Origin of the sequence: Nostoc sp., assembly GCF_036916975.1 — a bacterium.
Taxonomy (GTDB): Bacteria; Cyanobacteriota; Cyanobacteriia; order Cyanobacteriales; family Nostocaceae; genus Nostoc.
Window position 1 is genome coordinate 1 of the sequence record NZ_JBALFF010000058.1, and the last position, 22,557, is coordinate 22,557.

Below are 22,557 nucleotides of genomic sequence, written 5' to 3' on the forward strand. Positions count from 1 at the left end.
TAATTAGCGATCGCCCTGTGCCAATTGGATCATTTTGACAATACAGATGTACTAAAATTTAGCGATCGCTTGTGCCAGTTGCGTAAGTCCTGATTAATAATGTTTTACTCCAAATTCGCTAGGATTTAACGAGTATGCTATTAATTGTTACGAAGACTTGATTGGTCAAAGAATCCGCATAGTGACTCAAGGTTTACGCATTGCGGCAATTACGCTGTCAGGGAATGCTATTTTGGTTACTCGCAACCGCAAGGATTTTGAGAAAATTCCTAATTTGCGTTTAGAAGATTGGACTATATCTTAATTTGTCTCTAGGCTAAATTGACCTATTTGTTTATAGTTAAAAAATTTAGAGTTATATTATTATCTTCCCAGTATTCTTTGGCTGAATTGAAAATATCCAATGCTATTTGGTACTCTGTCGGTTCAGCTTGAGCAAAGATTTCAGCATGGTCATACAATATGACGTATCTCTGGGCCGGACACCATGTTAAATCGGTGATACATTCATCAAAAGCATCCCAGTTAGCACCAAAGTATGTAGGAAATTGCATTGCTTCAGCAGCTTTACTTAAAAATGTTTCTTTGCTATTAATTTTTTTACCATCAAGATAAAAAACTTTAGTTCCTGCTTCTGCGGCTATTTGTTCCACTGCTTCACGTATGCCTTGTTTTACATCTATTGACGAAATATTTAGAAATTCACTCATGTATTCCTCCTTACTTATCACGACTACTAAATGACTTCTTGAAAGCTATTGTAGTGATCAGCAGTATAATAAAGTTCGGCATTTTGCCCAGTAATCAGACGGCGAGTACCTCTATCTGTTGCTCCGGGCGTTGGTACTGTGTACTCTCTGTAATATCCTCGCGGTTGTGGTGGCAGTAATCCTTCAAGGTTTTTGAATACAATGCCATCTTTGCTATGAGGGTAAGAACCGCCTACGGAAATAATATTGATAGTAGCTTGAACTTCTGGAGGTAATTTCCTAATGTCAACTTGTGGTATTACACTCATTATAAATACTTTCTTTGATTTTCTCAACCACTAGCTGAAGGATATATAGAAGCTGATCGCTGTGAACTTGATTTAGAGAATGAGACAAAGTGAGTATTGTGTGGATATGTACATACAGATCACTGATACTTTCAGTTAGCACTTAGTTATTAAATATAGTCTCAATGTTCTGGCATTTAATCAGGATGATACCATAATCTCCCGGTTTAAGACGGGATGAACAACGTTTTAGGAGCAAAAAAACTACAGTATTTACATCTGCTTGTATCAAATTAGCTACATCTGTCGCATTCATTGTTGATGTCGATCTGCCATTTACTTCCAATATTTGATCACCAACTTCAATATTTCGCAATGCTGCTGGAGATTTTTCCAAGACATTCGTAACTTTTGGTATTTTAGTTTCTTCATTAACTTGGAATGAAATACCAATACTGACGGTATACTCTTTAATCTCACTGGTGGTTATTTCTGTCAATTGCGATTGAGTTAATTTCTGTGTTGCATCTTTTACAGAATTAGAATTATTATTGTCAGAGCAAGTAAATAGACAAATACAAAAATTGATGCACATAAATAAAAGCCATGCTAAACCTAATAAGTAAGCAATAATCTTAATAACTTGATCATAGTTTGGAATCGGTTTTGTAGCAGGCAACTGTTGAGGTATATTGTTTGCAGTTGTATTACTTGTCGTAGCAAAGCTAGGAAATATATCAATACCAAGTTGTGTAGAACGATCGCACCAATAACACTTACCATAAGTTTGGCTGTAGTAGTGGCTGTCTACCTTTCCACAGATAGTTAACTCATTAACAGCAAGTCTGAGCGCCTTTACCCAATCCCCAGCAGTTGGGCGCAAGTTAGAATTTTTATAACCATCGTTAAAGCATTTGAGAAAACATCGCTGAACCTCTGGGTGAATAATCTCAAGAGGAATTGTCCTTTCTACAGGTTGAATCAAGCGGTTTGGTGCATACAGCCATAAACCCTGACGGATAAGTTCATTAGTTTCTGGAGTGTCCCCCGTACCTGTCCACTTTCCCGCAAAAGGAGTTTGACCACCAAACAACAATTGATAGATAATGACTGCTAACCGGAAGCGATCGTGTACTTCGGTTTGATCAATGCTAGAAAAATCTTGATCAATCAGTTCCGGTGGTGTAAAGCCCTCTGAACCAACTAGACAACGATAAACCTTATTATTTTTCGGATTCCGAACCTGAAAAGAATCAGTATCAATAATTGAAGGTAAGGCGCGATCGTTTACAAGAATATTTTGCGGCTTGATATCACCCAAAACATAGCCAGAAATGTGAATTGCTTCAATAATTGAGGCGATATTGAGCGCCGTTGTGTGGAGAAAACGCCAATCAACATCAAGTTTCAAAGTCTTACGGCGCTTGAGGTTGTAAACATCAATAAGTTCTTTTGCTTCCTTAATTTCCGGCATCAAAAAGCCCACACAAGTAGCCTGAGCATCTTTTAATACCGACTTTGGCCAAGCAAAAGAAATATGATTCAGGTGAGAGTTTGGCTCTTTGGGACGGTGCGCTATCATCACCGCCAACTTTTGCACATGCTCAGGAGTTGGCGAGTGGTAAATTTTTGCTAAGTAACCATTGCGATTAGTTTGCCAAACCTTCGCTTCGCCACTAATTTTAGGTTCACCCAGCAGAGTAATCGATTGCCCCGTACTGGTACAGGTGAAAACTGTCATCGAATTTTACTCTCTATCAAAGAAGCACAAAAGTAAGGTTTTATCATCATCAGTGCGAGAATTTAGCCGTTCAGAGTTGAGAAATTCCATCAGATATTTATCTTCATCCTCTGGATTAACAGGTTCGTGTAAGTATTCCTCCAAAGGTTTAAAGAAAGGTGAGAAAGGTTCCCAGTCACTTAAGCGAATTGCTACTTTTTCTAATCCATCAGTGGAAGCACAAATAAACTCTTGTTTTTCATGAATAACCTTTACCTGCATTTCTTTTACTGCATTTGTTGAGGTAATAAAAGTTGTTTCATTAGCAAACTCACCTTTATCTGGCTGAAATAACAGTTGATATTCTGAATCTTGAGAACGCACCACAATAAATCCATCCCCGATTTGCATAGCTGCAACCCAGTCAGGAGTCGCCACGAAAACCAACAAGGTACAAGCTAAATCATTGACAGAATAATCTCCTTCAGTTGCTTGCTTATGTAACTTTGCAATAACTGTTTTCACAGTTCCAGTAAACAGTTTTTTAGCTTCTGCTTCGGATAGTGGTTGAGAAAGATTTTGCAAACAATGTTTCCGCTTCTGAAGATATTCACTAATTCTTCCCAGGTATTTGAGTACCGTTTTTACCGCCAATTTAGAACCAATATCACAATATTTAGCACTACCAGCGCCATCAGCAACAGCACCTACAATCACATCATCCAAGATGCGATAATTCCCATAATCTTGACAACCTATCCCCTGGTTTTGATGACTTGTTCCGATCGCAGAACGTGCAACAGCTTTCCAATTCACAAAATTTCCTCTAACTAACTGGTAATTTGACCCCATCCCATATTCGGTAAAGCTACAGCTTGCCCTACTTTGCCACTAGAAACCCGTTTCACCGAAGCAGATAGCCAGACAAACAACTCACGAAAATCTAAGCCTTTTAGCGTAACTGGTGGACGTTCAGGAGGAGAAATTTGTTTGAGGATATTCATATCAGCATCCTTTACACCAACCGCAAAAAATGACAGTCGGCTTTGTGCTTCTGCTTCTCTCAATCTTTGCGCGGCTGATTGCCAGGAGTCAGTTGGCGCTCCGTCTGTAATCAAAAACACCCAAGGGCGATAATAGAGAATACCGTTGTCTTTATAAGTCTGTTTGCGGTTTTCTAGAAAATCCAAAGCATACTCAATTGCCCCACCCATTGGGGTAACACCACCTACTTCCAATGTAGGCGGTGTAAATTGGTCAATCGTCACAAAGTCTTGCGTGAGTTTAACTATAGGGCCAAATGTAATCATGGCTACTTCGACACTCACCGATGCTTGGGAATCTTTTTGTACATCTTGTTTGAAAGCAGCAAGTCCTCGATTTAACTCTTGGATAGGCTGACCTGACATAGAGCCAGAAGTATCGAGCAACAGAATTACAGGGCAACGATTTTCTGGATTTTCAACAAATTCAGGCATTCCTACAGCCATTTAATGCTCCTGATTAAGTAAATTATTATACAAAATTATAATTAGTTTATTAGCTAATAGATACTTAAACAGTAGTGTTTTTACTGAAAAACTTACATAGCTAAAATATATGGGCTGATAGCGATGTCTACGACGGGCTGCGCCTACGCAATTATTTGTCTACCTGAAGTGTCCAGCATTCGCTAAACTCAGAATTGCTGCAATATTGCTTCTGAAATGTCAGACTCCCAAACCGTTAGCGCTGCTGTTGCCAAACTCTACGATACCTATCCATTTCTCTATGCCTTCTAAAGATATATTTCATCAATCTGTCCGCAGTGCTTTACAAAAAGATGGTTGGTTGATTACCCATGATCCACTGCATCTGAAAGTTGATGACATTGAATTTTTTGTAGATTTAGGAGCAGAAAGACTATTAGCAGCACAAAAACAAGGTCAAAAAATAGCCGTATAAATTAAATCCTTTGTAGGTGCATCGGAAGTAACAGAATTTCATCTCGCTTTAGGTCAAACCCTGAATTATCGGCTAGCATTAAAAAAAGAAGAACCAGAACGCATCTTATATCTAGCTATTAGCCAAGATACATACCAAGACTTTTTCTCACGTCAATTTATTCAAGATTCTTTAAAAGAATATCAAATTAAACTTTTAATATTTAATTCCTTAAGTCAGGACATTGTTTTATGGAAGGAATAAATTACTCTCAAATCATTCAAGATATTTTAAGTAACCATTCCGCTAATGACGTGGCTAATGGATCAGAGGTTCAATTGTTGTTTGACGCAGAACGCCATCATTATCAAGTCTTAAATATTGGCTGGAAAGAACAACGAAGAATCTATGGAGTGATTATTCATGTTGATATCAAAGACCAAAAAATTTGGATACAAAGAGATGGTACAGAAATCGGTATCGCTAACGAATTAATTGCTGCTGGTGTATCGAAAGAAGATATTGTATTAGGATTTCACGCTCCTTATAAACGCGAATTTACTGACTTTGCTGTTGGATAAGTAAGTAGGTAGGCGTAATTAAACATAAGATAAAACCTCACCCTCAATCCCTCTCCAATATATTGGAGAGGGAAGCCGGAGGTAGGGGTGAGGTTTTATATTTAATTTGACCCACTTACTAGCAGGAAATAAGCAATACTAATCTTTGCCACTATCCGCTAAACTCAGAAATGCTGCGTTATTCCTGATCATGTCCGATTCCCAAACTGTTAGTGCTGCTGTTGCCAAACTCTACAATACCTACCCCTTTCCGCCAGAAGCCCTGTTGGATGAACCACCTCCGGGCTACAACTGGCGCTGGAATTGGCTAGCCGCTCATAACTTCTGCACAGGTCAAAAACCCCAAAGGCAAGATATTCGGATTTTAGATGCAGGTTGCGGTACTGGTGTGGGTACAGAGTACTTGGTTCACCTAAATCCTCAAGCTTCTGTTATCGGAATTGACCTCAGTACTGGTGCTTTAGCTGTAGCAAAAGAGCGTTGTCAGCGTTCCGGGGCTACCCGCGTTGAATTTCATCACCTCAGCTTGTTTGATGTGGAACAGTTACCGGGTGAATTTGATTTAATTAACTGTGTTGGCGTTTTGCATCATACCTCCGATCCAATTCGTGGTATTCAAGCTTTGGCGAAAAAATTAGCCCCAGGCGGCTTAATGCACATTTTTGTGTATGGGGAGTTGGGACGTTGGGAAATTCAACTCATGCAAAAAGCGATCGCACTGATTCAAGGTGACAAAAAAGGCGACTACCGCGATGGTGTCCAAGTCGGACGAAAAATATTCGCTTCTCTACCAGAAAATAATCGAATTGTCAAATCCGATAAACAGCGTTGGTCATTAGAAAATCACAAGGATGAAAACTTTGCGGATATGTACGTTCATCCCCAAGAAATTGACTACAACATTGAGACGCTGTTTGAATTAATTGATGCTTCGGGATTAGAATTTATTGGTTTCTCGAATCCGAGTTTTTGGAATTTAGAGAGACTTTTAGGCAAAGCACCAGAGTTAGTAGAACGGGCAAAAGAATTGAGCGATCGCCAGCTTTACCGTTTGATAGAATTACTAGATCCAGAAGTAACTCATTACGAGTTTTTTCTCGGTCGTCCTCCCTTAATAAAGCCCGACTGGTCAGACGATAACGCCCTACTAGCAGCAATTCCTGAACTTAATCCTTGTATTGAAGGATTTCCTAGTCAATGTTTCTTTAATTACGATTACCAAATTGTTAATTTATCTGTACTAGAGTTTGAATTTATGCAAAAGTGTGATGGTAATTCAACAGTTGCGGAGATTTTGGGAGGTGTAGAACTGGGATTAGATGGAGTAAGAACGCTTGTTCAGCAGCAGCTGATTTTATTGACACCTGCTTGATTACACTAGATTTTGATCTTGGGTTAAGATTTGTAAATTTATACTTATGGGGATGTGCGATCGCCCATCACCACTTTTGGCAAATTAATGTAAATTAGGAAAGTGCTTAAGAAACAGGGTATTGTACATCCCAAAAGTTGGAGCTTTCTGGAATTCAGCAGTGGTGCTATCTTTAATGACTTGCCGCTACTCTACGATTTCTGATTTGCGGTACGTTCATACCAGAATTGCACCAGTTGATTTTATTGACACCAGCTTACTTCAAACTTGGGAGGAGAATTATTCACTCAAAAAAACTGAAATTGGAAGAAATTTTGAATTTTCCGGCAACATTTATTGATTATTCACCGACACCCTCCCTCACACGATCAGCCGCTCTCTCGCTTCTGTGAGCGCGATTTTACTGACTGCCTGATGTTGACAAGAAGTTAATTGTTTTTTCCTAAAGTATTGTTACCGGATCGTGATATGATTCAGCTGACTGAATGTGCAGTCATCATATTTAACTGTACTGGTTTCAAGTCCCGTGAGCTTGTCAGACGAATCAATTGCGCCCACTCCGACAACGCAACAACATGCTAAAACTGGTTCTGAGGACACAGAATCAGGAAACTCCATGCAAGAGTTCCATCAACTCTTCCAGCGATTATTGGTAATCACGCTTGTCTTGACGGGGGTTATTTTTATCTCTGTGTGGATTTTTTATTCCTTAAACATTGCCCTAAATTATTTAATTGGGGCGTGTACAGGTGTGGTTTACTTAAAAATGTTGGCTAGAGACGTTGAGCAGCTTGGTAGTGAGAAAACCAGTCTGAGCAAAACTCGTTTTGCTCTGTTTATTGGAGTGATGATCGTGGCAACTCAATGGCGTGAGCTACAGATTCTGCCCATTTTTTTGGGATTTCTAACTTACAAAGCCACGCTCCTCGTCTATATGGTGCAAATTGCGTTCATTCCTGATTCTTAAAAAGTCAGGCTCACAAAGATAGTAATCCCATCCTCGCTCGTTGGGGAAAATGCTTGAAGAATGCAAATGCTTAGTCTCTTAAACGCCTTTAATTCTTTTCCCCTCGCCGCATTAGAAGTAGGTCATCATTTCTACTGGCAGTTGGGCAATCTTAAAATTCATGGGCAAGTTTTTCTCACCTCATGGTTTGTGATTAGTATTCTAGTAGTGGCTTCAATAGCTGCTACTCGCAACGCACAAAGAATTCCCAAGGGCATCCAGAATTTGATGGAATATGCCTTAGAATTTATTCGTGATTTGGCAAAAAACCAACTTGGTGAGAAAGAGTACCGCCCTTGGGTGCCATTTATTGGCACACTGTTCTTGTTTATTTTCGTATCGAACTGGTCAGGCGCACTAATTCCCTGGAAGCTCATCAGGCTACCTTCGGGCGAATTGGCAGCCCCCACCAATGACATCAATACGACTGTTGCATTGGCATTGCTGACCTCATTAGCGTACTTTTACGCAGGTTTTAGCAAACGGGGTTTAGGCTACTTTAAGAAATATATAGAGCCAACACCCGTTTTGTTGCCGATCGCAATTCTCGAAGATTTCACCAAGCCCCTCTCCCTAAGCTTCCGGCTATTTGGTAATATTTTGGCGGATGAATTGGTAGTAGCGGTGCTGGTGCTGCTAGTTCCTCTATTTGTACCTCTCCCTGTAATGGCCTTGGGTTTATTTACCAGTGCCATTCAAGCCCTGGTTTTTGCCACCCTAGCCGGAGCATATATTCATGAGGCAATGGAGGGACATGGTGGAGAAGAACATGAGGAGCATTAAACTTCTCAGTTGATAGCACAGTCAAGAAGAGCATATTTGCTCAAAACATCGCAAAGCGCGATTTCAAAGAAGCGAGTGCAGCGTGAAAACCACGTTTCTAATCGTTAACGTAATGTCTGTTTAGTTTTGTAATCAAAGCAAGGAAAATCAACATGGATCCATTAGTTCAGGCTGCTTCAGTTCTCGCTGCTGCTTTAGCGATTGGTTTAGCTGCAATTGGCCCTGGTATCGGTCAAGGAAACGCTGCTGGACAAGCAGTAGAAGGTATTGCTCGTCAACCTGAAGCAGAAGGAAAAATTCGCGGTACTCTGCTATTAACCTTGGCATTCATGGAATCCTTGACTATCTATGGTCTAGTAATTGCCCTGGTATTGCTGTTTGCTAACCCCTTCAGCTAATACCTAAAAATTTTTGTGAGTGTGGAGACGTGAACCATCACGCCTCTACAATCTAAGAGGTTTTAGGCATTTAGTCATTCTAATGTGATTTTAGATTTTGGATTTTGGATTTTGGATTTTGGATTATCAATTTTCGGTACATGTGCCGAAGCTGGTTGGTGAAACAAATCTCAAATCATCAATCTAAAATGCCCAGAAGAGCATCCCCTTGGGTTAGTGTTAATCCCTTCGGGTGACGCTCGAAGACTCGCTAACGCTGCGCTAACAGCAGTCGCTCATGGGGGAAACCCCCAAGACCGCGCTGCTTCACCAAAATTGCAAATCTAAAATCCAAAATTACTTGACCCTTGTTGGCTATGGGTCTCTAAAATATGAAAGGTTGGATGACGTTGCTAGCCATGAAAACTGCTACTCCAGCCAAAGAGGAGACAAATGTTTGATTTCGATGCTACCTTGCCCTTCATGGCATTGCAATTCCTGCTATTAGCAGCTTTGTTGAATGCAATTTTCTATAAGCCACTAACCAAGGTACTAGACGATCGCGATAATTATATCCGAACGAATACCCTTGAGGCGCGAGAGAGCTTGGCAAAAGCCGAGCGCTTGGCTACCGAATATGAGCAGCAACTCGCAGACGCTCGCAGACAATCGCAAGCTACTGTAGAAGCTGCTCAACTTGAAGCTAAGAAAATTACTGCCGAGAAAATCGCCGAAGCCCAAAAAGAAGCTCAGTCTCAACGAGAACAAGCTTCTGTTGAAATAGAACAACAAAAGCAAGAAGCTTTTCGCACCTTAGAGCAACAAGTTGATGCTTTAAGCAGGCAGATTCTAGAAAAACTATTGGGGCCAACTCCAGTTAGATAAACTAACTAGACTGGTTCTGTGAAAGCATACGCGCAACTGGTTCCTAGTCCAGAGCGCAAAATTTAAGTGTCAAAAAAGGCACTTTTTCCCATCTGGGGAAAGATACTTAAATTTCCCTTCGGGGAAAAGATACTTAATTTCCCTTGGGGAAAATACTAACGTATTAGCAAGCGAGCAGCGCACTTGTAAATGGGTATCATGGGGACATTCTTATTAGTTGCCGCAGAAGCGAACGCTGTTCACTCTGAATTGGCAGAAGGCGCAGCAGAAGGTGGTTTCGGTCTAAACCTAGACATTTTTGAAACCAATCTGATCAATCTAGCGATTCTGATTGGCATATTATTCTACTTCGGACGTAAAGTTTTAACCAATATCCTGAGCGAGCGACAATCCAATATTGCCACCGCAATTCAGGAAGCAGAAGGGCGCTTAAAAGAGGCGAAGATTGCCCTTTCCCAAGCGCAAGAGCAGTTGAAGCAATCTCAGGCAGAGGCACAACGCATCCGCCAATCTGCCGTAGAAAATGCCCAAAAGGCGAAAGAAGGCTTGTTGGCGAAGGCAGTGCAAGACGTAGAACGCTTGAAACAAACAGCAGCAGCCGATTTGAACACCGAAACAGAGCGAGCGATCGCTCAACTACGGCAACGAGTTGCTACACTAGCATTGCAAAAAGTCGAATCGCAACTCAAAGGCGGGATTGCCGACGATGCTCAACAAAGTTTAATTGACCGCAGCATCGCACAACTGGGAGGCAATGTATGACAAGTCAGGTAGCGGCAGCCGAAGTAGCCCAACCCTACGCACAGGCACTTTTGTCAATAGCGCAATCGAAAAATTTGACAGAAGAGTTCGGGGAAGATGCGCGGACTTTCCTGGGACTGTTAAGAGCAGACAAACAGCTACACAACTTCTTCAGCAACCCGTTTATTCAGGCTGAGAACAAAAAAGCTCTGATCAAACAAATACTCGGTGAAGGCTCTAACCCCTACTTACGCAACTTTTTGTTGGTGCTAGTAGACAAACGCCGCATTGCCTTCTTGGAATCGATTTTTCAACAATATCTGGCGCTGTTGCGGCAGCTGAATCAAACCGTATTAGCGGAAGTAATTTCAGCCGTTCCCCTCACAGAAGCTCAACAGCAGGCAATCATTCAAAAGGTGATTGCCATCAGTAATGCTCGCCAGGTAGAACTAGAAACCAAGGTAGACAGTGAGTTAATTGGTGGTGTGATCATTAAAGTAGGTTCACAAGTAATTGACGCCAGTATCCGGGGTCAGTTGCGCCGCCTTTCATTGCGCTTAACTAATAGCTAGGAAGTTAGGATTAGGAGTTAGGAGTTAGAAGTTAGGAGTTAGGAGTTAGGAGTTAGGAGTTAGGAGTTAGGAGTTAGGAGTTAGGAGTTAAGTAAATAGTAATTTATTTTGACTTTTAACTTTTAAGCTTTGCTTTTTTAACTCATCCCTATTAACTCATCACTCTTAACTACTAACTGAATTTAGTCTCGAAAGCAAAAAAGATAGACACATGAGCATATCAATTAGACCTGACGAAATTAGCAGCATTATCCAACAACAAATCGAGCAATACGATCAAGAGGTCAAAGTTGCTAACGTTGGTACCGTCCTACAAGTAGGTGACGGTATTGCCCGGATCTATGGTCTGGAAAAGGCTATGGCTGGGGAACTCTTAGAATTTGAAGATGGCACAATTGGCATCGCCCAAAACTTAGAAGAAGACAACGTGGGCGCGGTGTTGATGGGTGAAGGGCTAGAAATTCAAGAAGGTAGCTCTGTAACTGCTACCGGTAGAATTGCTCAGATTCCAGTCGGAGAAGCCTTAATTGGAAGAGTTGTAAACGCTTTGGGTCTTCCCATCGATGGTAAGGGAGACATCAAATCCTCAGAAAGCCGTTTGATTGAATCTCCAGCACCAGGTATCATTGCTCGTCGGTCTGTACACGAACCCATGCAAACGGGTATCACAGCTATTGACTCAATGATTCCTATCGGTCGTGGTCAACGGGAATTGATTATCGGCGATCGCCAAACCGGTAAAACTGCGATCGCAATCGACACGATCATCAACCAAAAAGGAGAAGATGTAATTTGTGTCTACGTTGCGATCGGTCAAAAAGCTTCCACTGTAGCTAACGTGGTGCAGACATTGCAAGAAAAAGGCGCGATGGATTACACCGTCGTTGTCTTTGCTAGCGCCAGTGAACCAGCAACACTACAATACCTAGCTCCTTACACAGGCGCAACTATTGCTGAGTACTTTATGTACAAAGGCAAAGCTACCCTGGTAATTTATGATGATCTCTCCAAGCAAGCCCAAGCTTATCGCCAAATGTCACTACTGCTGCGTCGTCCACCCGGACGCGAAGCTTACCCTGGAGATGTATTCTACATTCACTCCCGCTTGCTAGAAAGAGCCGCCAAGCTAAGTGACGAATTAGGTAAAGGCAGTATGACCGCCCTACCAATTATCGAAACCCAAGCTGGTGACGTTTCAGCATACATCCCCACCAACGTAATTTCCATTACCGATGGTCAGATATTCCTATCTTCTGACTTGTTCAACGCTGGTATCCGTCCGGCTGTGAACCCCGGTATTTCTGTATCCCGCGTGGGTTCTGCGGCGCAAACTAAGGCAATGAAAAAAGTTGCCGGTAAGATTAAATTGGAACTAGCCCAATTTGACGACTTGCAAGCCTTCGCTCAATTTGCTTCTGACTTAGATAAAGCCACTCAAGACCAGTTAGCACGGGGTCAAAGGTTACGCGAACTCCTAAAGCAGCCACAAAATTCGCCACTCTCCGTATACGAGCAAGTAGCAATTCTATATGCTGGTATCAATGGTTACCTAGATGACGTTCCTGTAGATAAAGTCACAACCTTTACCCAAGGTCTGCGCGAGTACTTAAAGACTGGTACAACCCAGTATGCCGAAGGAGTAAAAGCCTCCAAAGCACTAGGTGACGCAGAAGAAGCTGCCTTGAAGGAAGCACTTACCGAATACAAGAAGACCTTCAAAGCAGCAGCGTAATTAAAGTCAGGAGTGAAGAGTTAAGAGTTAAAAGTTAATGAAATACTCCTAACTCCTAACTCCTAACTCCTAACTCCTAACTCTTAACTCAAGAATATGGCCAATCTAAAAGCAATACGCGATCGCATTCAGTCGGTCAAAAACACCAAAAAAATTACAGAAGCCATGCGTCTCGTAGCTGCGGCTAGAGTGCGTCGGGCGCAAGAACAAGTGCTAGCGACTCGCCCCTTTGCCGATCGCTTGGCACAAGTATTGTATGGTTTACAAAGCCGTCTCCGCTTTGAAGAAGCAAACCTGCCACTGCTGAGAAAACGGGAAGTTAAGTCAGTCGGGCTATTGGTAATTTCAGGCGATCGCGGTCTATGCGGCGGCTACAATAATAACGTTATCCGTCGTGCAGAAAACCGCGCCAAGGAAATCAAAGCAGAAGGTTTAAACTATCAATTTGTGTTAGTCGGACGCAAATCTACCCAGTACTTTCAACGCCGCGATCAGCCCATTGATGCTACCTATAGCGGCTTAGAGCAAATTCCTACCGCAGCAGAAGCCAATCAAATTGCCGATCAATTACTTTCTTTGTTCCTTTCCGAAGAAGTTGACCGCATCGAATTAATCTATACCAGATTCCTTTCCTTGGTTAGCTCCCGTCCTGTGGTGCAAACCTTACTGCCCCTCGATCCGCAAGGTCTAGAAGCAGCCGATGATGAAATTTTCCGCTTGACAACCCGTGGCGGTAAATTTGAAGTCGAACGGGAGAAAGTGGCTAGCCAAGTCCGCGCGTTGGCTCCTGACATGATTTTCGAGCAAGATCCAGTACAGATTCTCGATTCTTTGTTGCCCCTGTATCTGAGTAACCAGCTATTGCGAGCGCTGCAAGAATCGGCGGCTAGTGAACTAGCAGCCCGGATGACAGCCATGAGTAATGCCAGTGAAAATGCCGGTGAACTGATTAACACCCTCACCCTGTCTTACAACAAAGCTCGACAAGCGGCAATTACTCAAGAACTGCTTGAGGTTGTCGGCGGTGCAGAAGCACTGACTTAGAACTCAATTGCTAACTATTACTAATAGCTAATTGCTGGTGGCTGTAAAACTAGCGATTAGCTATTTTGGTTTTCAGGATGTTTTAACAAAAGGATATGATACAGCCCTTTGTCACTTTTGTGTCGCCAAAGAGGATATGCTACTTGGTAGGTGTGATTTTACATTAGTCGAAGGTCTGAGATTTGGTGACTTTAATGGTGATGGTAAAACTTGTGATTTTACATTAGTCGAAGGTCTGAGATTTGGTGACTTTAATGGTGATGGTAAAACTGACGTATTTGCTGTCTCCTGTACCTAAAGAAGGATAAAAGCAAGAAGTACATGAGCGATCCAGAAAAAGAATCAGAGAAACAGAAAGGTCTTAGTAAAGAAGCATGGACTGCAATTCCTACTATTGCAGTGGCGGTAATTGGTGGCATCTTTACTATAACTAATACGATAATAGGCGGCAAACTATTACCTAGTCCATCATCTTCTCCGTCAGCCACTCCAACAGAAGGTTCATCCTCTACATTTACACCCGTTCCAACATCTTCTTCGTCTACACCGTTACGAGTATCAAATGCAATCCGGGGGAAATGGTCAGGTGTAGCCAAAGAACCATCAGGAAAGTCTTTTCGCATTAATCTTGAAATTCAGCGAGATTGTAGTTTAAAGGAGAAATGTGGTTATATCAGTGTTCCTGATGTTCCCTGTTATGGCGAAATTTCTCTGCATCAAGTCAGCAGTAATGATTACGAATTTGACGTTAGTAATTTTGATAGTAGAAGCAACTTAAAAATTTGCACACCTGGAGCCGGAGAGCGTTTTAATTTGCTCTCAAATGGCAAACTTGCCTACAAAGCTACTTACTCTAATGCACAGGGGATTTTAGAAAAAGTAGAAAAGTGAAATTGGCAAAACCAAGCTCAAATTCCTCAAGACTTTTGCTAAAGCGATCGCAACTCACCATTACAGCGATCGCACTCTAATTGTGGCTTTGCAAATCAGAGTCATTTTGCCAAGTCTTTTCGCCAATACACAAGAATGAACCCGAAACAGTTTCGCAAGTCATAGCAAGATTTTGCTCTAAATCGCAAGAATATGTGCGAATTAATTTCAGAAATTCCTTAAAGTAATGCTAATGCTTATACGCGTTAGAATGATAAAAAGCTCCAAACAAAAACTTTATCTATAATCATACTTTAGTTTACAAATTTGATGGCGAATCTGATAGCGATCGCCTTCTTGCCCGCAAAGCCAGAACGAAGATGTCAATCAGAATAGTGGTATCGACAAGCAATAATCGTTAAATACTCATCCTCCACCGCATAAACTAACCGATTTGTATCATCAATTCGCCGCGACCAAAAGCCGGCTAGGTTCTCCCTCAGCGCTTCTGGCTTTCCGATTCCCTCAAACGGTAGTCGGATTGTTGCCTCAATCAGCTTGTTAATTCGTTTTAAAGTTTTCTTGTCTTGCCCTTGCCAATATAAATAATCATTCCAAGCCTCATCCGTCCATGCTAGCTTTCTAGTCATCCAACAAATTTCGCTCCACCACTTTACCCTGCTTGAACTGAGCAATAGAACGCTCCAAATGGGTGGCATTAGCGGGAGACTTGAGTAAATGAACAGTCTCCAGCAAACTATCAAATAACTCTAGAGACATCACTACAGCATCCTCCGCATCCCGTCTGGTGATGATGGTATAGTCGGCATCTTCCACCACTCGGTCTAAAACAGCCTTCAGGTTATTTCTTGCTTCGCTAAAAGACACAACTTTCATTTACTTCATTCTTGTACCGTTTATTGTACAAGTGTAGCGATTCAAAATATATTCAGCAATCCCAAGCAACTGCCAAATCAATATCTAAAGGCTCTTCGTGGTTATGAAAAAACTTGCGCCTACCTAATGACGATCGCACCGCAAACAATTCTCCATCGATAATCTCATAACGAATCCATTCGTTATCGGGTAATGCTGCAACATCTTGAATTGTCCAGCGAACTCTGCTTGTAGTCTGACTCATGAAAGTTTTGCCTGGGTAATGAGAGTTTAATATTTCTTTGTCATCTTGTGACACATATCCCTAACAGCAAACTATAATATATATAGCGCATGGGTCCGTCACGGTTTCGACAGGTTGGCGAACGCTGCTCTGTGATTCAGGTCGAGAGTGAGTCTCCTCTCGCAAATCAAAGGCTCAAACAAAAAGTAAATGCGAATAACATCGTTAGCTTTGCTCGTAAGCCTGCTCTAGTAGCAGCTGCCTAAAAACCTCTTACAGGTTCGAGCGTCTTTAGTTTGACTCCGTTAAGGACTGAAGACCAACCCCCAACGGATGCTCTAGCAAGCGTTCTCTGGTTGGCTTGCTAGCTAAGATTAAATCAGAGCATCCTACGTTCGGGATAATGAACGATCCCCGCCTTAAGGGTCAGAAAGGCTAAACCTGTGAATGAGCGGGGGGTCAATACCCAATTTGGACAGCAGTTCGACTCTGCTCGGATCCACTAAGAATAAATAACAAGTCCACCAAACAGTTTAATGTTTAGGTGGATTTTGTTTATAAGAAGAATTCGACTGTTATTTACTTCTGTCATCCCCTCAGAGCCTAACTTACAGAAATGTTAAGAAAGATCCGGGTAATTGATAGTTTATAAGGGGAGCGTTAGGGTGAGGTAAAACCTTGGTTAATCAGCTATTTCAGACTTGTGTGTACACCGTAGCCGATGGGCGAGAGGGACAGACTTGAATGAAAGTTAGACAGGGAGAGGTTTGTCGAACTCAGGTTAATTATTCTGTTCTTGGGGTTCTTTGCGTGCGCTTCCAAACCTCCTTCCCCTTTTTTTAAGTACCCGTCGTAATCTATCTGCGCTCAAGTTGACTTGACGCTCAGATGCTAGTTTATTTGCTAATTGTTTAGAATTATAAGTCTGTGACTCTTGAGCTAAACAATTTTCTAGATAAGCTAAGTCTGATTCCGAATATCGGGGTTTTCCTCCTCGACCTGGAGCATCCCACAAACCTGCTAAACCCATCTTTTCCCAGCGATGAAGGGTTTGACGTACTGTTGAAATCGCCCAGTTCAAGCCTTTAGCAATTTGCTCATTTTTTAAACCGCGAGTATTCAGCAGTAAAACTTGAGCGCGATCCTTGGTACGTTGAGGAACATCTTTGGCTTTTCTTAACTCTTCTAAAGTCAGCTTTTGTTCGTCAGTTAGAAAGACTTTTAATCGGCATCCCATAAACAATAACCTTTTATGTCAATTTTTGGCATTTTTTTATGTCTATTCACACCTATATACTTAATTAATTACGTATTTAATAGCACGCTGGCAAAGCTGAACTACAAGCATTAAGCATATCGGCGTTTAAAAGGCTGCTACGCGAGAAGTATTGGCTTGAGAACGCGTAATCATTGTTTGCAATTTATCATCAACAATGGATTTTTATAAAAAGTTAGGTACATCATAAATGACACCATTAAGCTGGATAAACAAACTTTTTAGAATAGCCAAAAGCTGTAGCTTTCAGCTATGACAATAAGAATTTATTCGTGTTGGCTTGATTAATGTTTCAAGCCCATAATAAAGGACTGTATCATTAAATTTATTAGATCGTTCGTATAGTTACGGAGATTTATCGAAACTTTAAAAATGATTTTTACGCTAGTTTACATTTGAATGAACCGGAAAAGGTATAGAAAAGCTATACAAGCCTAGTTCCTTTTTGTCCTACTCGGATTTGTAAATTTGCCTTGGTTATCTCCATACAAATATTTGTTTTCTCAACTTTACATAAAGTTTATATTTGCCATCAGGATATTTTGATTGAGACAAAAATTTATTAGATAACCATTAAAAAAAACACTGCTAACAGATTATTTGATGCGGGATGGAAACGGAAGTTTATCTTACTTTTCCCACCTTTCCTACTTTTCCTACTTTTCCTACTTTTCCTACTTAATAATAGAGGATATTAAAAAAAAGTAACTTTTGATGAGCGACATCTCAATCTATTCTCTTAATATCTCTATTTTGCGATCTATCAATATTTTATACCAAAATTAAAAAATATATTTGTGATTTCGTCCTCATCCCCTAACCCCTCTCCCATATGATGGAATTCGGGGAACTAGAATTATGTCTCCCCTCTCCCATATGATGGGATAGGGGCTGGGGGTGAGGGAAAAGATTTAAGCCAAAATTGAGATGCTCCCATTTGTTTAGTATTTATACGTCATCCAAAAAGAAATAAAATAAAAGTTCTGGGTATGTTCTTATAAATTTTTAATAGAATAAACACAAATCTTTTTGAATTAGGATAAAATCAAAGAAATAGCAAAATCAAATACTCAGTAAAATCTGAAGAATAAATTAATAATTAGTATATTTTTTGAGTCATAATTTTTGCTAAAAAACAGCAATAATTGATACAAGTTAAATTTTTGAAAAACTGATATTCATTACAACTTAAACAAAAAATAATAGGGACAATGGAGGCAGAAGAAAAACCTGTTAATTTGCGCTCGGAGACGAATAATGGTAGCGGTCGCAGAAAACGTTCAACATCGGCTAACTATACAAACTGTAGAAATTGCCCCTAACACAACGGCGATTCGCTCTCTTGATTGGGATCGCGATCGCTTCGATATCGAATTCGGACTGCAAAACGGCACAACCTACAATTCATATCTAATTAGGGGTGAACAAACAATTTTGATCGATACTTCTCACCAGAAGTTTCGCGATCTGTATTTAGAGACTCTAAAAGGTCTTGTTAACCCCAAAACAATTGATTACATAATTGTCAGCCACACAGAGCCAGACCATAGCGGCTTAGTAGAAGATGTTCTTCAGTTAGCTCCTAGAGCTACCGTCTTAGCTTCAAAAGTTGCGCTTCAGTTTTTGGAAGGCTTAGTCCACGATCCATTTTCTAAGCGAGTTGTCAAAACCGGCGATCGCATAGATATAGGTAAAGGACACGAAATGGAATTCGTGAGTGCGCCTAACCTGCACTGGCCGGATACAATCTTTAGCTTTGACCACAAAACCCAAATCCTCTATACCTGTGATGCTTTTGGGATGCACTTCTGTGACGATCGCACCTTCGACGAAGATTTAGAAGCGATCGAAGCTGACTTTAGATTTTACTACGACTGCTTAATGGGCCCTAACGCTCGTTCGCTGCTGAATGCAATGAAGCGGATGGGCGATCTTGGGAAGATTAATATTATCGCCAACGGCCACGGTCCATTATTATACCACCATTTAGATGTTCTAACCGGGTGCTACGAAAATTGGAGTCAAAAACAAGCTAAAGCAGAAACCACCGTCGGCTTGTTTTTTGTCTCAGATTACGGGTATGGCGAACGTCTTGGTCACGCAATTGCCGAAGGTATACTGAAAACTGGCATTGGGGTAGAAGTACTCGATTTAAGTACTGCTGAGAGCCAAGAAATTCAAGAATTAGCCGGCAGAGCAGCTGGCATCATTATTGGTATGCCCCCGACTACTTCCGCCGCCGCCCAAGCTAGTATCAGTTCGGTGCTAGCCGTCGCCAAAAACAAGCAATTAATTGGGCTGTTTGAATGTTACGGTGGGGATGATGAACCCATTGATACACTCCGCAGACAATTTCTCAACTCTGGCATCAAAGAAGCCTTCCCACCGATTCGGATAAAAGAAGCTCCCAGCGCATCAACATTCCAGTTGTGTGAAGAAGCGGGTAAAGACATCGGACAATTGCTGGTGCGCGATCGCAACATCAAGCAAATCAAGTCCCTTGATGTCAACATGGAAAAGGCATTAGGTCGGATTAGCAGTGGACTGTATATAGTCACAACTAAAAAAGATAATGTCTCAAGTGCAATGCTGGCATCTTGGGTAACACAAGCGAGTTTGCAACCATTAGGATTAACAATTGCCGTTGCGAAAGACCGCGCCATTGATTCCTTAATGCAAGTAGGCGATCGCTTCGTCCTCAACGTTTTGGAAGAAGGCAATTATCAAGAACTCAAAAAACACTTCCTCAAGCGCTTGCATCCTGGTGCTGACCGCTTTGCTGGGGTGAAAACTCAAACCGCGAAAAACGGGTCCCCAATTCTAACTGATGCTCTAGCATACATGGAATGTGAAATCCAAAGCAGCATGGAATGCAGCGACCACTGGATTTTATATTGCACCGTCCAAGAAGGTCGTGTCTCCAAAAACGATGGATTGACAGCCGTTCGCCATCGCAAAGTAGGTAATTACTACTAAGAAACAGGGAAGAGGTAACAGGTGACAGGGGACAGCAAAGAAAACTATCCCCTGTTTCCTATGATCCATACTCTATAACCCAATACGCTTGGGTTAAGCATTTTTCTTCTCTCTGTTCCGCGCCAGTTGCTTCAAGTCGGGGAACCCGCCCAACGCACTGGCAACTCTTTGCCTCTGCGGTTCGTTAAAAAATTTGACTTTGATAAAGAGTTTTAGCCTTAACTGAACCGTATTGCTCTATAACCTATTCCCTAACTTTACCCAACAGCTATGACCAATTCCAAGCCACGCGACGTACAAGTTTTACCAATTGCTACAAATACTAAGGCGATCAGAGCACGTAGTTGGTCACGTCTGCGGTTTGAAATTGAATATGCACTTGAAAGAGGTACTACCTCCAATTGCTATTTAATTGAAGCTGATAAAACCGCACTTATCGATCCACCGCCAGAAAGCTTTACCGAAATTTATTTAGAGGCATTGCGGCAGACTTTAGATTTGCAAAGTTTGGATTATATAATCTTGGGTCATTTTAGTCCGAATCGAGTTGCAACCCTCAAAGCAATTTTAGAACTGGCACCACAGGTAACTTTTGTCTGTTCTCTTCCCGGTGCGAACAATTTGCGTGCAGCTTTCTTAGATCAGGATTTGAAAGTCTTGGTGATGCGGGGGAAAGAAACTCTGGATTTAGGCAAGGGTCATGTTTTAAAATTCTTACCCACTCCCAGTCCGCGTTGGCCGGAAGGACTTTGTACCTACGATCAGCAAACCCAAATTCTTTACACAGATAAGTTATTTGCAACTCATCTCTGTGGTGATGAAGCATTTGATGATAACTGGGAAGCGCTTAAAGAAGACCAGCGTTACTACTTTAACTGCCTGATGGCTCCCCAAATTCCTCATGTGCAAGCAGCTTTAGAGAAAATATCAGATTTGCAGGTGAGAATGTATGCTGTGGGTCACGGGCCTTTGGTACGCACCGGCTTAATTGAACTTACCAAAGCTTATGCAGAGTGGAGCCGTTCTCACAACGATCGCGAGATTTCTGTTGCCTTACTTTATGCTTCAGCATACGGGAATACGGCGACTTTAGCACAAGCGATCGCTCTGGGACTAACTAAAGGTGGAGTTGCAGTCAAATCGATTAACTGCGAATTTGCTACCCCTGATGAAATTCGCATCAACCTAGCACAGTCAGAAGGTTTTATCATTGGTTCTCCTACCATCGGTGGTCATGCGCCAACTCCCATTCATACTGCTTTAGGTATCGTTTTATCAAGCGGTGACAATAGCAAACTCGCTGGGGTATTTGGTTCTTACGGCTGGAGTGGCGAAGCCTTTGACTTAATTGAAGGTAAACTTAGAGATGCTGGATATCGCTTTGGTTTTGACACCCTGAAGGTGAAGTTTAAACCTGATGATGTCACTCTCAAGTTTTGTGAAGAACTAGGTACAGACTTTGCCCAAGCACTGAAAAAGGCTAAAAAGGTACGCGTACCACAACAAGCTGCTACTCCAGTAGAACAGGCTGTTGGTCGGATCGTTGGTTCCGTCTGCGTGGTGACAGCAAAACTTGGAGAAGTGTCTACGGCAATGTTAGGCGCTTGGGTTTCTCAAGCTACCTTCAACCCACCTGGACTTACAGTTGCGATCGCCAAAGACCGAGCGATCGAATCTTTGATGTATCCCGGCGGTAAGTTTGCCTTAAATATTCTACCTGAAGGTAATCATCAAGACTACATGAAGCATTTCCGTAAATCTTTCGCGCCTGGGGAAGACCGATTTGCCAACTTTAGTACAGCAGTTGCAGATAACGGTTGTACTGTCCTCACTGACGCATTAGCATATTTGGAATGTTCAGTCAACCAGCGCCTGGAATGTGGCGACCATTGGGTTGTCTATGCAACTGTCGATGAAGGTAAATTACTCAAGCCTGATGCGGTTACTGCCATTAACCATCGCAAAACCGGCACTCATTATTAGATAGTAAGAAATTTAACTTAACGGAATGCTTTAGCTTAAATATAGCTAAGGCATTTTATGACAAAAATTCTCTTTTTTCTTGTGGGATGGACATCTTGTCCATGCCAATTTTTTTGTCAAAATGCAGAGTACACCCAAGGGAATTTTAGTTATCTACTAATACCAATTCTGTATGAAGATGCGCTAAACCATATTTAAGTACAAGAAAGAAAAACGAACCGCAAAGTCCGCAAAGAACACAAAGAAAGAAAGAAGAAGTTAAGAGGGTTTGGCGCAGCCTCACAAATAAATGGTATAAGCTACCTATCTTTAGACAGATGTTTGAGCTTTTTAAGTTTTAGATTACACCAAATATACCCTTGTGTTACAAAAACATCTATTGTTTTAAAGAGACTCCGACAATACTCTGGTAAATTTCTGAAATGAGGAACCACAGAAAGAGGAAATTTGTGGAGTGCGATCGCAATAAAGCAGATGACGGAAACGCTGTTGTTAGTGTATTCCCTAGCTTACGTCCAAGAGTAGGAGCATCGTACCCTGCGGCGAAATTATCACCGACCGAACACCAGAGTTATCAAGGAGTCAAAACCAAGTGAATT

24 protein-coding genes, 1 other RNA gene and 2 pseudogenes are annotated in these 22,557 nt (G+C 41.6%); 18 read left to right on the forward strand and 9 right to left on the reverse strand.

The features are described 5' to 3' along the window. Positions 1–181: 181 nt before the first annotated feature. A complete protein-coding gene (locus V7K73_RS13870) occupies positions 182–304 on the forward strand; it encodes a hypothetical protein (RefSeq protein ID WP_334880826.1) in 123 nt (40 codons plus the stop codon). Between the two features lie 22 nt (positions 305–326). On the opposite strand, the gene V7K73_RS13875 is transcribed toward V7K73_RS13870, so the two are convergent. The 5 genes from V7K73_RS13875 to V7K73_RS13895 form a co-directional block, all read right to left on the reverse strand. Next, complete coding sequence (locus V7K73_RS13875) at positions 327–710, reverse strand: barstar family protein (protein WP_334880828.1); 384 nt, start codon at positions 708–710, stop codon at positions 327–329. 26 nt (positions 711–736) lie between these two features. After that, positions 737–1,018, reverse strand: a complete 282-nt coding sequence (locus V7K73_RS13880) for a ribonuclease domain-containing protein (protein ID WP_334880830.1) — start codon at positions 1,016–1,018, stop codon at positions 737–739. 142 nt (positions 1,019–1,160) lie between these two features. Further along, a complete protein-coding gene (locus V7K73_RS13885) occupies positions 1,161–2,738 on the reverse strand; it encodes a PDZ domain-containing protein (protein ID WP_334880832.1) in 1,578 nt (525 codons plus the stop codon). A gap of 6 nt (positions 2,739–2,744) precedes the next feature. Next, positions 2,745–3,533 (reverse strand): PP2C family serine/threonine-protein phosphatase, encoded by a 789-nt coding sequence (locus V7K73_RS13890; protein WP_334880834.1) that lies wholly within the window; start codon positions 3,531–3,533, stop codon positions 2,745–2,747. Between the two features lie 14 nt (positions 3,534–3,547). Next, entirely contained in the window at positions 3,548–4,207 is a 660-nt protein-coding gene (locus tag V7K73_RS13895) for a vWA domain-containing protein (RefSeq protein ID WP_334880836.1), read from the reverse strand. A gap of 280 nt (positions 4,208–4,487) precedes the next feature. Between V7K73_RS13895 and V7K73_RS13900 the strand changes: the two are divergent. The 13 genes and pseudogenes from V7K73_RS13900 (at position 4,488) to V7K73_RS13960 (ending at position 14,624) form a co-directional block, all read left to right on the forward strand. Continuing rightward, positions 4,488–4,904: pseudogene (locus V7K73_RS13900) on the forward strand (XisH family protein). Continuing rightward, positions 4,892–5,221, forward strand: a complete 330-nt coding sequence (locus V7K73_RS13905) for a XisI protein (RefSeq protein ID WP_334880838.1) — start codon at positions 4,892–4,894, stop codon at positions 5,219–5,221. Before V7K73_RS13900 ends, V7K73_RS13905 begins: the two are co-directional and overlap by 13 nt. A 190-nt stretch (positions 5,222–5,411) precedes the next feature. Continuing rightward, on the forward strand, positions 5,412–6,593 hold the full coding sequence (locus V7K73_RS13910; protein ID WP_334880839.1) for a class I SAM-dependent methyltransferase: 1,182 nt from the start codon (positions 5,412–5,414) through the stop codon (positions 6,591–6,593). A gap of 526 nt (positions 6,594–7,119) precedes the next feature. Then, positions 7,120–7,560 (forward strand): ATP synthase subunit I, encoded by a 441-nt coding sequence (locus V7K73_RS13915; RefSeq protein ID WP_334880841.1) that lies wholly within the window; start codon positions 7,120–7,122, stop codon positions 7,558–7,560. Between the two features lie 60 nt (positions 7,561–7,620). Beyond that, positions 7,621–8,382 carry a F0F1 ATP synthase subunit A gene (gene atpB, locus V7K73_RS13920; RefSeq protein WP_334880842.1) on the forward strand — a complete coding sequence of 254 codons (762 nt, stop codon included), beginning with the start codon at positions 7,621–7,623 and terminating at the stop codon, positions 8,380–8,382. Between the two features lie 152 nt (positions 8,383–8,534). Further along, positions 8,535–8,780: an ATP synthase F0 subunit C gene (atpE, locus tag V7K73_RS13925; RefSeq protein WP_251959337.1), complete on the forward strand. Its 246-nt coding sequence runs from the start codon at positions 8,535–8,537 to the stop codon at positions 8,778–8,780. 432 nt (positions 8,781–9,212) lie between these two features. After that, positions 9,213–9,644, forward strand: a complete 432-nt coding sequence (locus V7K73_RS13930; protein ID WP_185585924.1) for a F0F1 ATP synthase subunit B' — start codon at positions 9,213–9,215, stop codon at positions 9,642–9,644. Between the two features lie 189 nt (positions 9,645–9,833). Continuing rightward, on the forward strand, positions 9,834–10,406 hold the full coding sequence (locus V7K73_RS13935; protein WP_334880844.1) for a F0F1 ATP synthase subunit B: 573 nt from the start codon (positions 9,834–9,836) through the stop codon (positions 10,404–10,406). After that, positions 10,403–10,957: an ATP synthase F1 subunit delta gene (gene atpH, locus V7K73_RS13940; RefSeq protein WP_334805292.1), complete on the forward strand. Its 555-nt coding sequence runs from the start codon at positions 10,403–10,405 to the stop codon at positions 10,955–10,957. Before V7K73_RS13935 ends, atpH begins: the two co-directional genes overlap by 4 nt. A 211-nt stretch (positions 10,958–11,168) precedes the next feature. Next, positions 11,169–12,689, forward strand: coding sequence for a F0F1 ATP synthase subunit alpha (gene atpA / locus V7K73_RS13945; RefSeq protein WP_334880846.1), 1,521 nt, complete (start codon positions 11,169–11,171; stop codon positions 12,687–12,689). Positions 12,690–12,785: 96 nt separating this feature from the next. Further along, positions 12,786–13,733 carry a F0F1 ATP synthase subunit gamma gene (locus V7K73_RS13950; protein ID WP_334880848.1) on the forward strand — a complete coding sequence of 316 codons (948 nt, stop codon included), beginning with the start codon at positions 12,786–12,788 and terminating at the stop codon, positions 13,731–13,733. Positions 13,734–13,764: 31 nt separating this feature from the next. Further along, positions 13,765–14,031, forward strand: coding sequence for a hypothetical protein (locus V7K73_RS13955; protein WP_334880850.1), 267 nt, complete (start codon positions 13,765–13,767; stop codon positions 14,029–14,031). A gap of 23 nt (positions 14,032–14,054) precedes the next feature. Beyond that, a complete protein-coding gene (locus tag V7K73_RS13960) occupies positions 14,055–14,624 on the forward strand; it encodes a hypothetical protein (RefSeq protein WP_334880852.1) in 570 nt (189 codons plus the stop codon). Positions 14,625–14,986: 362 nt separating this feature from the next. On the opposite strand, the gene V7K73_RS13965 is transcribed toward V7K73_RS13960, so the two are convergent. From V7K73_RS13965 to V7K73_RS29875, 3 genes and pseudogenes are all read right to left on the reverse strand, one after another. Further along, positions 14,987–15,253: a Txe/YoeB family addiction module toxin gene (locus V7K73_RS13965; protein ID WP_334880854.1), complete on the reverse strand. Its 267-nt coding sequence runs from the start codon at positions 15,251–15,253 to the stop codon at positions 14,987–14,989. Continuing rightward, the gene (locus V7K73_RS13970; RefSeq protein WP_292753779.1) at positions 15,246–15,500 is read right to left on the reverse strand and encodes a type II toxin-antitoxin system Phd/YefM family antitoxin; all 255 of its coding nucleotides are present in this window, start codon (positions 15,498–15,500) and stop codon (positions 15,246–15,248) included. Before V7K73_RS13970 ends, V7K73_RS13965 begins: the two co-directional genes overlap by 8 nt. A 130-nt stretch (positions 15,501–15,630) precedes the next feature. Beyond that, positions 15,631–15,744 (reverse strand): annotated as a pseudogene (locus tag V7K73_RS29875) (Uma2 family endonuclease); the annotation flags it as partial. Between the two features lie 91 nt (positions 15,745–15,835). Between V7K73_RS29875 and ssrA the strand changes: the two are divergent. Continuing rightward, positions 15,836–16,228: a transfer-messenger RNA gene (ssrA, locus tag V7K73_RS13980) on the forward strand. 276 nt (positions 16,229–16,504) lie between these two features. Here the strand turns inward: ssrA and V7K73_RS13985 are convergent. Beyond that, complete coding sequence (locus V7K73_RS13985; protein WP_334880859.1) at positions 16,505–16,960, reverse strand: helix-turn-helix domain-containing protein; 456 nt, start codon at positions 16,958–16,960, stop codon at positions 16,505–16,507. 1,296 nt (positions 16,961–18,256) lie between these two features. Here V7K73_RS13985 and V7K73_RS13990 point away from each other — a divergent pair. From V7K73_RS13990 to V7K73_RS14000, 3 genes are all read left to right on the forward strand, one after another. Then, a complete protein-coding gene (locus V7K73_RS13990; RefSeq protein WP_334880861.1) occupies positions 18,257–19,975 on the forward strand; it encodes a diflavin flavoprotein in 1,719 nt (572 codons plus the stop codon). 270 nt (positions 19,976–20,245) lie between these two features. After that, on the forward strand, positions 20,246–21,958 hold the full coding sequence (locus V7K73_RS13995; RefSeq protein WP_334880862.1) for a diflavin flavoprotein: 1,713 nt from the start codon (positions 20,246–20,248) through the stop codon (positions 21,956–21,958). A 422-nt stretch (positions 21,959–22,380) separates the two neighbouring features. Further along, positions 22,381–22,554, forward strand: a complete 174-nt coding sequence (locus tag V7K73_RS14000; RefSeq protein ID WP_334880864.1) for a hypothetical protein — start codon at positions 22,381–22,383, stop codon at positions 22,552–22,554. The last annotated feature ends 3 nt before the right edge of the window (positions 22,555–22,557 follow it).